The 13,629-nt window shown below is 62.4% G+C and carries 12 protein-coding genes; 9 read left to right on the top strand and 3 right to left on the bottom strand.

The genetic code is table 11. From position 1 onward, the window contains the following. Window positions 1–26: 26 nt before the first annotated feature. Window positions 27–2,783: a PAS domain S-box protein gene (locus tag WJU21_RS13235; protein ID WP_346323915.1), complete on the bottom strand. Its 2,757-nt coding sequence runs from the start codon at window positions 2,781–2,783 to the stop codon at window positions 27–29. Between the two features lie 51 nt (window positions 2,784–2,834). After that, window positions 2,835–4,064, bottom strand: coding sequence for an EAL domain-containing response regulator (locus WJU21_RS13230; protein WP_346323914.1), 1,230 nt, complete (start codon window positions 4,062–4,064; stop codon window positions 2,835–2,837). Between the two features lie 513 nt (window positions 4,065–4,577). Between WJU21_RS13230 and WJU21_RS13225 the strand changes: the two genes are divergently transcribed. Further along, the gene (locus WJU21_RS13225; protein WP_346323913.1) at window positions 4,578–5,504 is read left to right on the top strand and encodes a sensor domain-containing diguanylate cyclase; all 927 of its coding nucleotides are present in this window, start codon (window positions 4,578–4,580) and stop codon (window positions 5,502–5,504) included. 130 nt (window positions 5,505–5,634) lie between these two features. Beyond that, complete coding sequence (locus tag WJU21_RS13220) at window positions 5,635–6,093, top strand: MarR family transcriptional regulator (protein ID WP_346323912.1); 459 nt, start codon at window positions 5,635–5,637, stop codon at window positions 6,091–6,093. A 98-nt stretch (window positions 6,094–6,191) separates the two neighbouring features. On the opposite strand, the gene WJU21_RS13215 is transcribed toward WJU21_RS13220, so the two are convergent. Then, window positions 6,192–6,353 carry a Flp family type IVb pilin gene (locus tag WJU21_RS13215; protein WP_346323911.1) on the bottom strand — a complete coding sequence of 54 codons (162 nt, stop codon included), beginning with the start codon at window positions 6,351–6,353 and terminating at the stop codon, window positions 6,192–6,194. A gap of 199 nt (window positions 6,354–6,552) precedes the next feature. On the opposite strand from WJU21_RS13215, the gene WJU21_RS13210 reads away from it, so the two are divergent. From WJU21_RS13210 to WJU21_RS13180, 7 genes are all read left to right on the top strand, one after another. Beyond that, complete coding sequence (locus tag WJU21_RS13210; RefSeq protein ID WP_346323910.1) at window positions 6,553–7,980, top strand: hypothetical protein; 1,428 nt, start codon at window positions 6,553–6,555, stop codon at window positions 7,978–7,980. A 552-nt stretch (window positions 7,981–8,532) separates the two neighbouring features. Further along, window positions 8,533–8,694 (top strand): Flp family type IVb pilin, encoded by a 162-nt coding sequence (locus WJU21_RS13205; RefSeq protein WP_346323909.1) that lies wholly within the window; start codon window positions 8,533–8,535, stop codon window positions 8,692–8,694. Between the two features lie 171 nt (window positions 8,695–8,865). Further along, window positions 8,866–9,348: a prepilin peptidase gene (locus tag WJU21_RS13200; RefSeq protein ID WP_346323908.1), complete on the top strand. Its 483-nt coding sequence runs from the start codon at window positions 8,866–8,868 to the stop codon at window positions 9,346–9,348. 1 nt (window position 9,349) lies between these two features. Then, window positions 9,350–10,189, top strand: a complete 840-nt coding sequence (gene cpaB, locus WJU21_RS13195) for a Flp pilus assembly protein CpaB (RefSeq protein WP_346323907.1) — start codon at window positions 9,350–9,352, stop codon at window positions 10,187–10,189. A 41-nt stretch (window positions 10,190–10,230) separates the two neighbouring features. Then, window positions 10,231–11,649 (top strand): type II and III secretion system protein family protein, encoded by a 1,419-nt coding sequence (locus WJU21_RS13190; protein ID WP_346323906.1) that lies wholly within the window; start codon window positions 10,231–10,233, stop codon window positions 11,647–11,649. Window positions 11,650–11,654: 5 nt separating this feature from the next. Continuing rightward, the gene (locus tag WJU21_RS13185) at window positions 11,655–12,353 is read left to right on the top strand and encodes a CpaD family pilus assembly lipoprotein (RefSeq protein WP_346323905.1); all 699 of its coding nucleotides are present in this window, start codon (window positions 11,655–11,657) and stop codon (window positions 12,351–12,353) included. Window positions 12,354–12,399: 46 nt separating this feature from the next. Next, entirely contained in the window at window positions 12,400–13,623 is a 1,224-nt protein-coding gene (locus tag WJU21_RS13180; protein WP_346323904.1) for an AAA family ATPase, read from the top strand. Window positions 13,624–13,629: the final 6 nt, after the last annotated feature.

The following is a 13,629-nucleotide window of genomic DNA, read 5'->3' as shown; positions in this document are numbered from 1 at the left end:
TCGGCCAGCACTTCGCGGCGGGCGTTTCAGGCGCTGGCGCGGTGGATGGTTTCGATGCGCGAATCCAGCTGGATGCGCAACTGGCGTGACAGCTCGGCCTTGCTGAACGGCTTGCGCAACAGGGCGAAGGGCTTGTCCAGCTTCTTGTTCCGCTCCATGGCGTCTTCCGTATAGCCGGACATCAGCAGGATGGCGCATTGCGGGAACGCCTCGTGGACTTCCTGGGCGAACTGGATGCCGTCCTTGCCGTGAGGCTGCAGCACATCGGTCAGCAGCAGGTGGGGCCGCAGACCTTCGTCCAGCATGGTCTGGGCCTCGGCGGCGCTCGGCGCCTGCCGGACCACATAGCCCAGCGCTTTCACCGTACCGACGATGACCGTGCGGACCTCTTCGTCATCCTCGACGACAAGGATGGTTTCGCCGTCACCCAGAAGGGCCACGGACGAGGAATCCTCGTCCTCCAGGGCGCGGGAGACCGCGTGGATCGCCCGTGGCAAATGCAGCATCACCGACGTGCCCTGGCCGATTTCGCTCTTGATCTCGATATGGCCTCCCGATTGCTTGACGAAGCCGTAGACCATGGAGAGGCCGAGCCCGCTGCCGCGGGTGGAATCCTTGGTGGTGAAAAACGGCTCGAAAGCCCGATCGAGCACCTCGGGCGGCATGCCCCCGCCGGTGTCACGCACTGTAATTACAACGTAGTCGCCAGGAGCAAGCGTCGGATGGCGCATGGCGGCGATGTCAGCCAGCGTCTCGTTCGACGTCATGATCGACAGGGTGCCGCCTTCCTTCATGGCGTCGCGGGCGTTGATCGCCAGGTTGAGCAGCGTGTTCTCGAGCTGGGCCGGATCGACCAGCGCGTCCCATATGTCGGGCGCCAGTTCGTTGTCGATGCGGATATGCGGCCCAAGGGTGCGGGTCAGCAATTCGGTCATGTCGGCAACCAGCCGGTTGATCGAGGTGGATTCCGGCCGCAGCAGCTGCTTGCGCGAGAATGCCAGCAACCGCTGGGTCAGTTCGGCGCCGCGGCCCACCGCCTTGAGGGCGGCCGCCACATAGCGGTCGACCGCCGGATCGTCGGCAACCACCTCGCGCAGGAACTCGATATTGCCCTGCACCGCCATCAGCAGGTTGTTGAAGTCATGCGCCAGGCCGCCGGTGAGTTCGCCCACCGCCTGCATCTTCTGTGCCTGCAGCAACTGCCGCTCGATCTCGCGCTGCTCGGTGAGATCCTCGCCCGAGCCAAGCACGCCGATCACATAGCCGCTCTGGTCGCGGATACGGGCCAGGCTCCAGCCGATCACCCGGCGCTGGCCGTTCTGGCCGCGGATGGTGTTTTCGAAATAGGGCTTTTCCTCGCCATCGCCGGCGACGATTTCGGCGAAGGCGCGCTTGGCCTCCTGCCGGTCGGCCGGGTCGACGAGCGTGTCGAACCAGTTCTGGCCGACCAGTTCCTCCTCGGTGAAGCCGGTGACCTCGGTGCCCTTGCGGTTGAACCGCGTGACCTTGCCCTGACGGTCCATCGCCAGGATGACCGAGGCGGCAACGTCGAGATATTGCTCGGCGCGGGCCTTCTCGCGGTGCAGGTCCTCGGTGGCGACGACCCGGTCGGTGATGTCGATCACCACGCCTTCCAGCGCCTGGACCGCGGACCGGCCGGTGATCTGTGGCGTGCCCTGCTGCATCAGCCACTTCACATCGCCCTTGCGGGTGATGACACGGAAGCTGACCTGGAACGGTCGGCCGAGATTGATCGCCTCGAGGATCTCGCGGCGTACCCGCTTTTCGTCTTCCGGGTGGATCATGGTCGCGAAGGCGACCATGCGGTTTTCGATCAGCGCCTCGGGCGGATAGCCCAGCACCTCGAAACAGCCCTTGGAGATGATCTCCATGGTCCAGAACGGATCGTGCCGGCACCGGAAGGCGAACCCCCCGGGCAGGTTGTCCATCAGCGTGACCAGCCGCCGTTGGCTCTCGCCCAAGGCCTTCTCGGCCTCGCGCTGGGCGGTGATGTCGACGCAGGACGCGATGGCGCCAATGGGCGGGCCATCAGGAGCGCGGACAAGACTGGCCGAGACCTGCACGACACGTATCGCCCCGTCGAGCCGCGACGCGTTGGTGACGCCGATCCAACGGCCGGTGTCGATCAGCGTCTGCCAGATCCGCGCCGCCTCGCCTGGCTTGCCCCACAGCGCCTCGGCCTGCTGGCCGGTCAGATTTTCGGGGTCGCCATAACCGAGCATGTCGGCGAACGCGGCGTTGGCGTACGTCACGACACCCTCCAGATCGAACATGGCAAGCGGGCTGAGCGCCGACGCCATGGCGGCATGTCGGATGCGCGCCTCTTCTTCCATGTTCCGTTGCTGGGTGACGACCTCGGTGATCATCACCAGGCCGGCGACGGCACCGTCCGGGGCACGCAACGGCTGCACCTCCCAGCGCAGCCTCTCGCGCACGCCGTCAGCGCGCAGGAACACATCTTCCGATTCCAGCGTCTCGCCGGCGAGGCAACGCGTATGAACCTCCGCCCACAGCGCCTCGGCATCCGGCATCAGATCGTAGAGCCTCTCGCCGATCACATCGTCGGCGCCCAGGCCATATTCCTTGCGCCAGCGGTCGCTGAGCCCAAGAATCCGCAGATCACGATCGACGACGGCGATGGCGGCCGGCGTATGGCTGACCAGCGCATTGGTCAACTGGCGCAGACTGGACGCCTCCTCCGCGAGGTTCCAATAGGCCGCGACCGGGGTGAGTACCTTCTCCAGAAGGCCCCGCCGTTTCATGGTATCCGCCCCCAAGCGCCCATGTTCATGTCCAACCTGCCCGGACGGCTGCTAAGAAATCCGGCGGGAAACATCCAGCGCCGAAGCGGTACCGATGCGGCGCATGATGTCGGGTAAAGCAACAGGGCGGCTGAAGTAAAAGCCCTGCGCGTAGTCGCAGCCCAAGGTCATCAGCGTATTCGCCGATGCCCGTGTCTCAACGCCTTCGGCGCACACCTTCATGCCAAGATTGTGCCCCAGATCGACGATCGATCGCACAATGGTGAAGGCTTCTTCGTTCTGGTCCATCTCGCTGACGAACGAGCGGTCGATCTTCAGCTCGGTAAACGGCATGCGATAGATCTGGATCAACGAGGAAAAGCCGGTGCCGAAATCATCCAGCGACAGGCCGAAACCCTTCAGCCGGAAGCGGCTCAGCACGTCCATGAAATGCGGATCTTCGGTAACCGCGGAATTCTCGGTGATTTCCAGGATCATCTGATCGGGCGACACGCCAAGGGCACCGGCCTTGTCCGCCAGCCGGTCAGGCAGGTCGAGATCCGCAAGAGTAGAGGGCGAGATGTTGACGGCCACATTGAGCCGCACGCCGCGCGCCTTCCACTGGGACAGAGCCTCGATAACCTGCCGGAAGACCGACTGGGTCAATTGTTCGATCATCCGGGAGCTTTCGGCCACCGGGATGAATTTCACAGGCGACACAAGGGCGCCGTGCGGATTGCGCCAGCGGGCCAGCGCTTCGAAGCCCATCACCTCGAAGGGCGTGTCGTCGACGGTCAGCGTCAGCACGTCGCTGTCGGTTTCGGCGATACGCTCGCCCGCCAGCCGCACCTTGGGCTGGTAGTGAACGAACAGGTGATCGTCCGCGATCGCCTGTTCGAGGTCGTGGGCGCTGAAATCGCCGGACTCGCGCAATTGCTTGCGCAATTCCTCCTTGAGCGTGGTCACCGACACGGGCTTGTTCAGCGCGCCGACGATGTTGAGACCAAGCGAGACGCCAAGGCGTTCGGCAGTCTGCACAACCTTGGGATCGAAACCGCTGAGCAGCCAGATCTTGGCCTTGCAGCCGCGATCGGCGAGATAGCGCAGAACCTGGATTCCATCCACGTTGGGAAGCACCAGATCGAGAACCATCACATCCGGCTCGGCCGTATCGACCTGAATCTTCAGCGCCTCGAAGTCCTGCACGGCACGCGCAGCAAAACCCACCTGCTGCGCCGCCTCGACTACGAGCTGGCCCACAAGATCGTCGTCGTCGATAACCACGAGCGTTTTATCGCCCACTCGGACGGCCCCCCTTGCCAATTGTTCTACCGGCCCCGACTTGCGTCAGAAAATTCGGCAAGCGTGTTACTGGGCCGCCATCGTACCCGTTGCGCCTGAAAACTCAAAACATGAAATTCCCCACCGCCGCGGCCACGAGACCCCCTGCTTGCTTCTAAGTGGCGAATATATCGAACCTTTAGCTGATGACGCCGGACGCCCCGCAGGCCTCGGCAGCCGCGTGGGCGGCAGAGGACCCGACTGAACTGACGGTTTTCCTGACGCTGCGCCCGTGACTCGGCATCGCCAGCATGACGCGGGGGATGCCCGACGGCGACAGGTCAGGCCGATAAAGGCGAAAAGATGTTCGAAATTGCCTCGGCCAATAGTACAATGATACCGCGCAAGCTGGGGGACTCCACTGGATCGGCTGGCAAATCGCGACGCCATCGCAGCCGCGCATTGCCATAGTCGACAGCTCGACGCCTCCCACGGGGGCAAGGCCCCGCGCATGAAGCCGAGAAGGGAACCGCAGTGATCGAGTTGGGCCGCAACGCTCTCCCGGATCTGATTGCCATGATCGAACAGACCGGCCAGATGGGATACTGGCAACTGCACGCGTGCAGCGACCGGATCAGTTGGTCGCCCCAGGCCTACAGGATCCACGGCCGGCATCCTGCTGGCGGCGACATCTCGCGGCACGACGCGCTGGCCTGCCTGCACGCCGATGATCGGGCACGAGTGGAAGACTGCCTGCGCGCCGCTACCGAGGCGCGCGAGAACTTCGAGACGAACGCCCGGATCATGCGGCCTGACGGCAGCATGCGATATGTAAAGATGGCCGGGAGGCCGCTCAAGGGCAGCAACGGAGAAGCGGCGGACGTCATCGGCATCCTGGTCGATGTGAGCGAATTCAAACGCACCGAGAACAAGTTGCGGCGGCTGGCTGAGACCGATCCGCTGACGGGCGCCGCCAACGTGCGGCGTTTCGAGGCGATCGCCCTGGCGGAATTGCGGCGCACGGCCCGGTTCGGCAAGCAGGCATCCATCGCGATCATCGACATCGACAGGTTCAAGGAAATCAATGACACGTTCGGTCATCTGGTCGGCGACGAAGTACTGCGCAAATTCGTCCAGACCATGCGCGGCGCGCTCCGGGAGGTGGACGTGGTCGCGCGGATCGGGGGCGACGAGTTCGCCATCATGCTGCCGGAAACCACCGCGGCCGAGGCCGCCATCCCGCTGGACCGCATTGCGGCGGTGAGCCGGTCGCTGAAGGTGGAAAGTGAAAATCTCACCATCTGCCTGACATTCAGCAGCGGCATCTCGGCACTGACGCCTGGCCTGGACTTGCGCGAAGTCCTGCGCTCGGCCGACAGCCTCCTCTATCAGGCCAAAAAGGCCGGGACGAGCGGTGTCGAAACCTTCACCGGCGAGCTGCGCAAGCGAGTATCGTCGTGATGTCGTTCCGCCCGCCGCACCGCCTCTCGAAGCCGCCAGACTCAGGCGCGTGAAGCTTGTAGACTTGCGCTGAACGTGCAAAAAACGACATTGTCTTTATGCCTATGCTGGCCAACTGGGGATATTTTTCGTGACTGACGCCTACGCTGATCTGATCGGGCTGATCGAGCGCCTGCATCGTCGATGCCTTGACGTCATCAAGGCTGAAATAGACCGGCACGAAATCCGGGATCTAAACGCCGCGCAGGCGATGATCCTGTTCAACATCGGCGACCGTGAGTTGCCGATGGGTGAGTTGATCGAGCGCGGCTATTATCTGGGCTCGAACGTTTCCTACAATATCAAGAAGATGGTCGAGAACGGCTATGTCGTGCAGACCCGTTCGCCCTACGACCGCCGCTCGTTCCATGTCCGGAGCTCAGAGCGCGGCCGCGAGATCTGCGACCGGCTGGAGAAGCTGTTCGAGTGGCACTCGGCTCAGCTGTTCGAGGCCATGCAGATGGAAACCGAGTTGATGCAGACCCGGGAATCCCTGCTCAAGCTGGAAGGCTTCTGGTCTTCGGCACGGCACGCCCTGCCTTCGCGCTGACAGCCACCAGTGGTGGCGACACCATCAGCCACTGGTCTTCATCGTGGTTATATAGCCTTGCCTTAAAGGGTGCGGAAATCGCCGCCGGCTCACGCCTTTCAGATGCTCGTGCTGACCGAGGTGAACAAGGTCGTGACATTGGTGCCGATCGAACCGATGGTCGCAACAAAAGCAACCCCGATCAGGATCGCGATCAAACCGTACTCGATCAGGGTAACGCCGGCCCTATCGTTAGCAAACCGCCGAACGGTGCTGTACATTCTCTTCCTCCAAACGACACTTCCAGACGCCGTCCGCCCACGCCTGCGACGCTCGAAGCTATCAAGTATAGCAAAACCGTGGGATTGCGTCAAAATTCCCAATGGTTTCCATTGAAGTGAAGCCTGAAATCCACTGCCGCGATATCGCGCCCACCCAGACTCCTTCCAATTGGGCGCGGCGGGGCACTTCGGAGATCATATGACGCATCGCCTGCTGGAGCGAGAGTTTCGGGAGTTCGCGCCCTGGGCGGCGGCCGCTCTTGTTCTCGCCATAGTCCTGTTTCACCCGGCCGTGTTCAATGACGGCGACACCTACTGGCATCTGGCGACCGGCGACTGGATTCTTGCGCATGGCAGGGTGCCGGCCGCAGACCCGTTCTCCTATACCCGTCCGGGCACTGGCTGGGTGTGTCACGAATGGCTTTCAGACCTGCTTCTGGCGCTGGCCCACCGGGGAGCTGGCTGGACCGGCATGGCGCTGCTGGCAGGGACCGCCAGCGCAGTGGCAGCCTATTGCTTTACGCGCTACCTGTGCCGGTGGTTTCCCGCACTTCCTGCGGCGGTGTTCACGGTAGCCGCGCTTTGCCTCGTTGCCCCCAGCCTGCTGGTGCGCCCCCATGTGCTCGCCCTGCCCATGCTGGTGCTGTGGATGATCGCATTGCTGGACGCCCGGACCCAGGGACGGGCGCCGGCATGGACCGTCCTGCCCATCATGATCGTGTGGGCCAATCTGCACGGCAGCTACGTCCTTGGCATTGCCGTGACCGGATTCTTTGCCGTCGAAGCCGTTCTGGCAGAGGCCTCAGACCGGCGCGGCACGCTACGCGCCTGGGCACTGTTCCTGATCGCCACCTGCGTCGCAAGCCTGGTGAGCCCGCTGGGGTTTTCGGGACTGCTTCATCCGTTCTCCATCATGCGGCTGGACACATTGCCCATGCTAGTGGAGTGGCGGCCGCTGGACCTCAGCCGGTTTCAACCGCTCGAAGTATTGGTGCTGGCGGGCGCATATTTTCTCGTCTCCCGAGGTATCCGGCTCCCCCCTTCCCGGCTACTGCTGCTGCTGGCCACCATTCACCTTGCGTTCGTTCACGCCCGCCACGGCGTCCTGGTCTGCTTTGTCGGCCTTCTGGCGATCGCGGAACCGCTGGCGCGGGCAACTGCCGATCCTGTGCCATCGGCCCGCGCACCGCGTCCGGGCTGGATGGTTGCGGGTCTCGCGATGATCGCAGTCCTTGTGGCAGCCCGGTTCGTCTCACCCATCGCCTCGATCGAAGGACCGTCGGCACCGGTAACGGCGTTGAGCCAGGTCCCGCCCGCACTTGCAAAACAACCCGTGTTCAACGAGTATGGTTTCGGCGGCTATCTCATCTTGTCCAACGTCCAGCCATTCATCGATGGGCGCGCGGACATGTATGGCGACGTCTTCATCAAGGACTATGACGACGCGACACAGAATAGCCAAAAACTCACGCGCATTCTGGACCGGTATGCGGTGCAGTGGACAATCCTTCGCACCCGTACCCGGCCCGCCGCGATCATGGCCGAGCTTCCGGAATGGTGCGCCATCTACACCGACTCCCTGGCGACGGTGCATGCGCGGCGATCAACCGGTCATTGCCCCAGTTGACCGCCCCGGCCCCGATCGGGCACCATTCCAAGGTCGGCAGGGTGAACCGCTGCGCAACCTGACTGAGTCGTCACCACTGCGCGCGTTGCGGCATATGGCCAAGGTGTTAGAGGCAATATTTGAGAGCTTGGGGCAGGCAATATGCTCAATTTGGGTAAACCATCTGCAACTTGGGCGGGCGTTTTTCCAAGACGTATTATGATCTCGAAGCGGCGGCCGCATCGGAATTTCACGGCGCTGCCAGGAGGGCGAAGACGCTCTACATATTGTGTTCACTTTGTGGCCAAACCGCCACAATCACACTATATTTCGATACGTTTACCAACTCGCGCAGTGGAAGTACGACTAGCCGCGACCGGAAATTTTCTTTAACAGTCATTGATGCTTATGCCGCCAGAAAGTGGGTAACGTAGACTTTTATCTTTCTTTTAATAAATTAAAAATATTTTGCACTGCACCCCAGAATGTGGCCTTCTTGTGTCATCCAAGGCACGGCTGGCTTTCACCCTTGCTGGCAGTGGATACATGAAACTCGGCATTTGGAGGAATTCAATGCGCAACGCACTTAAAAACTTCGCTTCCGACGTCAAGGGCGTCACCCTGATCGAGTACGGCCTCATCGCCGCCCTCATCGCGGTTGCCCTCGCCACCATCCTCGGCACCGTCGGCACCAACCTGAGCACCCTGTTCAACACGGTGTCCACGAAGGTCTAATCGACGGTCCTCGGCTGCCCTGCCATCCTACGACTGGCAGGGCGGCGGGCGGGAGTTGGCTTGCCGGAAAATGGTCGTGCGCCTGCGCAACCAGGCCGCCGATTTTTTTGTTTTTGGCAAGCCATCATCCATCCGGCAGCCGGCCCCATGACGCCTTGCGGACACTGACCCATGCCTGACACCGGCGCCACAGCGATTGTGCCACTGGCGGCGCTTTTCGGGTTGTTGGCCTGGTGCGCCATCGACGATATCCGCACCCGGACCATTCCCCACGCGGCGATTGCCGCGATCATCCTCGTATACATAGTCTTCGCCCTGGCCGGTCACGCTGACTGGCTATCCGGCCTGATCAGCGCGGGCATCCTGTTGCTGCTCGGGTTTTTATTGTTTTATTTCAATATCATGGGTGGAGGCGACTCCAAACTGATTGCCGCGATGGGTCTGTGGGTTGGCCTGAGCCACATGGTGGCGTTTCTGTTGTACACGGCGATCGCGGGCGGCTTCGTGACCCTAGCGGTCCTTTTAATTCATCACCTTACGGCGCGGAATTCTGGTAATATCACACCTGCGGCACCCACGGTGCCCTATGGTGTTGCCATCGCCCTTGGGGGCAGTATCGCGGCATGGCAAGCTGCTCTAACGGAGGCCATCTGAAATGAAGGCGCGTTTTGCAATCCTCCTGCTGATCAACATTCTGGCGGTGGTCGGCGTGGTGGTGTTCCTGGGAATGGGCAGATCCGACCAGCCTCCCTCGCAAGGTGTGACGGCGGCGGCGCCGGCCAACGATTCCGTTGACGTGCTGGTCGCGGCAGCAAACCTGCCGCCGGGTACGCTGATCCAGCCAACGGACATCGTCTGGCAGAAGTGGCCGAAAGAAAATCTCAGCGATACCTTTACCAACAAGCCCCACGACATGCCCCCCGAACAGGCTGCCGCGCTGCTGGACTCGGTCTCGGGAAGCGTGGTCCGTCTCGGCATCGCCAAGGGGGCGCCCATCGTTACAGGCGCGGTCATCAAGCCCGGGGAAAAGGGTTTCCTGGCGGCAATCCTGGCACCCGGCATGCGCGCCATTTCGATCAACATCTCGGCATCGTCGGGCGGCGCCGGCCTGATCATGCCGGGTGACCGCGTCGACGTGCTGCTGTCCCAGGGGTTGAAGGTTGCCGATGCCAGCGGGGCTGAGAAGGAACGCCGGGCGACGGAAACATTCATCCCCGATCTGCGGCTGATCGCGCTTGACCAGAAAGTGTCAAGCGACCCCGCGGATCCGGTGGTCGGCCGCACCGCCACACTGGAGGTCACGCCCCGCCAGGCCGAGATGCTCATACTCGGGGAAGACATGGGAAAACTGTCACTTAGCCTGCGCAGCGTGCAGAAGGCGGATACAGATACACTTGGGCGCACGGTGATTTGGGACTATGGTGCGTCAATGGCCATCGGCAGCCAGAACCGGACTGCCGCGCCAGCCATCGTGCGCGGTGGCGAAAGTAAATAGAGACCGGCCAAACTAATAACATCAGAGGGGGGCCACATTTGATGTCGATCACTGCCAGGGGCTTCCCATGGATGGGCCCGGTTTTCAGGCGTCGCAGTGCGCGCCTGGTTCAGGTGATTGTTATATCGGCACTTGCGCTGTCTGCTCCGGCATCGGCCGACGCCGACCCATCGACATCGACCCTCGAGGTCAGCGTCCACAAGGGCACGATGGTGCGTGTCAGCCGGCCGGCGGTCACGGTATTCGTCGCCGACCCGACGATCGCAGATGTGGAAAGCCGCTCGCAGAAATCGATTTTCGTCTACGGCAAGAAGCTGGGCGACACCACGCTGATGGTGCTCGACGAAAATGACAAGACGCTGCTCAACGTGACGATTCACGTCACCCACGACCGATCCCAGCTCGAGAGCCTGATCAAGCGGATTGCTCCGGACGCGCAAATCAGCGTCTCGTCCGTTGACGGCGGCATCATCCTCGAGGGCAGCGTCGAGGAACCGCAGGAAGCCGAGGATATCCAGAACGTCACCGAGAAGTTCCTCGGCGACAAGGAAACCGTGCTGAACCGGATCGCCGTGACAGCGCCCACCCAGGTCAATCTGCGCGTGCGGTTCGCCGAAGTGTCGAAGGAAGTGGTTCGGGCGCTCGGCGTATCGTGGTCGGCAACCGACCTTACCGGCAACACGCAGTTCAACATCCAGGCGCTGCGCCCGTCAGTAACCAGCGCAGGAAGCCAGGTCATCGACTTCGCCCAGCAAATCGGGCCTGTGTCGCTCGAGACGACCATCGACGCCCTGGAACAGGAAGGGCTCGTGTCGCTGCTTGCAGAGCCGAACCTGACCGCGATCTCGGGCGAGACCGCGTCGTTCCTGGCCGGCGGCGAGTTCCCGATTCCGGTCAGCGTCGACAGCAACAGTGGCGCCGGTGGCAGCACCATCGGCATCGAGTTCAAGTCCTATGGCGTGAGCCTTGCCTTCACGCCAACCGTGTTGTCCGGCGACAGGATCAGCCTGCATCTCCGGCCCGAGGTCAGCGAACTGAGCGACGCCGGCGCGATCATCCTTGATGGCTACCGCATTCCCGGCCTGATCACGCGGCGCGCAGACACGACGATCGAATTGGCCAGCGGCCAAAGCTTCATCATCGGCGGCCTGATGCAGAACCGTATCGCCAACAGCATCGACAAGGTGCCGGGCCTGTCGGACCTGCCGATCCTGGGAAAGCTGTTCCAGTCGCGGAATTACCAGGCCAATGAAACCGAACTGGTGATCATCGCCACGCCGTATCTGGTCCGGCCCATTGGCGCGGGCAAGAAGCCCCTGACGCCGACGGACCGCCCCATGTCCGATTTTCAGTTCGAAAGCCTGCTGAAGAAAAAACTTGCCGATTCCGGCGCTCAACCCGACCTCAAGGCCGCTGCCAGCAGCCGGATCGCCGGTCCCGTTGGCTTCATGGTGGAGTGATTGACATGACGCTTTACCGCCCCGCCTTTGCCCTTCGCTCGGCCTGCCTCACCCTTGGCATGGTGGCCGGCGTCGCCATGCTGGCGGCCTGCGGCACCAATAACAACTACATGCCGCCCCGCACGGGCTATCTGGACACGCCACCACGCTCGACCGTCACGCTGAATTCCCTGGCCTACCGGCTGGAGCTTGGCCGGGGACAGACGGCGCTGACCCGCGCCCAGATCGACGGATTGAACAGGTTCCTCGCCTCGAATGGCGAAGCCGATGGCGATCATATCGAAATTCGGACGTCGACCCTCGCCGGTCCGGGCCGGAATGCGGCCATCGCCGATGCCCTTCGGGGCAGCTTCCTCGCCGGCGGCTACACCCCGTCGCGTGTCGAGATCATCGAGACTCCCGGTTCGGGCGACCTGCTTGAGGTGATCATCCAGCGCTACACGATCGTGTTGCCCGATTGCAGCCATGAGATCCAGCGGGACAACGGCTTGATGGAATGGAGTGACGAACCGGTCAACATCCGCAAGATGGGCTGCTCAAACGAGTATAATTTCGGTTTGATGCTCGCCGACCCCCGCGACCTGGATGGTGGACGCACGCTCGGCGAGAGCGCCGGTTACAGGGAGGTCGGCGCGGTTCAACGCTATCGCACCGACAAAGTGAAGGAACTCAAGACCCTGTCTACGACCTCGGGCGTGGAGTAGAAACTGAACTAGCTTCGTCGCAATTGAAATGAACGGACCACTCAATATGTCGACCACCGCCCCGGACGATAAGCAAGGCTCGTCCCAGAGGGACCCGTTTCTGGCATTCGTGACCGATGACATGAGCGAGGCCGTCGTCCGCGAAATCGCGGAATCGCTCCTGCTGCCCGATGATCTGGTACGTCGGGGTTCCATGGAGCAAGCCCGCGTTTTTCTGGAACGCATGCATTCGCCCCGCCTGCTGATCGTCGATATCGACGGCTCCGCCGATCCGATCGAGGAGGTGGTCAAGCTGGCCGATGTCTGCGAACTCGGCACCCGGTTCATCGCCCTCGGCTCGGACAACGACGTCACCCTTTTCCGTGATCTGCTCAGCATGGGCGCCGCCGACTATCTGGTGAAGCCCATCGACCGTGACGTGCTGCTGCGCTCGATCAACAGCCTGCAGGATGCCGCCACCAGCATTTCGACCATGGGCCGCACCGGCAAGGTTATCTCGTTCATCGGCGCCCGGGGCGGCGCGGGCACGACGACACTGGTGAGCAATTGCGGCCGCGCGATTTCACAAAGCGCCAAACGCAAGGTCGCCATGGTCGACCTCGACCTGCATTTCGGCAATCTCGGTCTCTCGATGGGCGCCAACGTTCATGAAGGCCTGGCCGACGCCCTGCAACAGTCCGACCGCATCGACAGCCTGTTTCTCGAACGGGTGATGAGCCCCTGCGGCGACCGGCTGTTTGTCATCGGCGGCGAAGAGAACATGTCGCGCTCGACCAACACCAGCGATCCACTGGCGGTCGATGCGCTGATGAGCGAGTTGCGCTCGATCTTCCATTTCGTGCTTATCGACATCCCGCGCTCACTTTCCGATCTGGCCTACCGGGCGGTGCAGCTCTCGAGCGTGGTCGTGATCTCGTCCGACCTGTCGCTTGCCGGCATGCGCGATGCCGTACGGCTGCTCAAGTTCGTGCGCGAGAACAATCCAGGCGCCCAGATCATCATGATCGTCAACCGGATCGGCGAAAATCCGAAGGCCGAGATACCGATAGCCGAGTTCGAGAAGGGTCTGGGCCGCAAGGTAGATTATCGGATCAACTTCGAGCCCAACGCGTTGCTCAACGCCGCCAATCTGGGCCGGCCGTTGATCGAGTCCGGCGGGCCGGCCGCCCGGGTCATCGAGCAGCTGGCCGAGCGGCTGGCGGGACCGGGCCCGAAGACCCAGCAGCCGGCGCCTCTGATGAAATCGCTCCTTGCACGCTTCAGGAAGTAACCAGCC

The organism is Emcibacter sp. SYSU 3D8 (assembly GCF_039655875.1).
Taxonomy (GTDB): Bacteria; Pseudomonadota; Alphaproteobacteria; order SMXS01; family SMXS01; genus RI-34.
Note: the sequence above shows the minus strand (reverse complement) of the source record. Positions and strands in the feature narration are given on the sequence as shown.

What these genes read in the sequence shown, in the direction of transcription:
- WJU21_RS13205 (WP_346323909.1), top strand. Translation starts at nt 8,533, where the DNA reads ATGCGCAACGCACTTAAAAACTTCGCTTCCGACGTCAAGGGCGTCACC.
- WJU21_RS13235 (WP_346323915.1), bottom strand. Translation starts at nt 2,783, where the DNA reads ATGAAACGGCGGGGCCTTCTGGAGAAGGTACTCACCCCGGTCGCGGCC.
- WJU21_RS13200 (WP_346323908.1), top strand. Translation starts at nt 8,866, where the DNA reads ATGCCTGACACCGGCGCCACAGCGATTGTGCCACTGGCGGCGCTTTTC.
- cpaB (WP_346323907.1), top strand. Translation starts at nt 9,350, where the DNA reads ATGAAGGCGCGTTTTGCAATCCTCCTGCTGATCAACATTCTGGCGGTG.
- WJU21_RS13190 (WP_346323906.1), top strand. Translation starts at nt 10,231, where the DNA reads ATGTCGATCACTGCCAGGGGCTTCCCATGGATGGGCCCGGTTTTCAGG.
- WJU21_RS13180 (WP_346323904.1), top strand. Translation starts at nt 12,400, where the DNA reads ATGTCGACCACCGCCCCGGACGATAAGCAAGGCTCGTCCCAGAGGGAC.
- WJU21_RS13215 (WP_346323911.1), bottom strand. Translation starts at nt 6,353, where the DNA reads ATGTACAGCACCGTTCGGCGGTTTGCTAACGATAGGGCCGGCGTTACC.
- WJU21_RS13185 (WP_346323905.1), top strand. Translation starts at nt 11,655, where the DNA reads ATGACGCTTTACCGCCCCGCCTTTGCCCTTCGCTCGGCCTGCCTCACC.
- WJU21_RS13210 (WP_346323910.1), top strand. Translation starts at nt 6,553, where the DNA reads ATGACGCATCGCCTGCTGGAGCGAGAGTTTCGGGAGTTCGCGCCCTGG.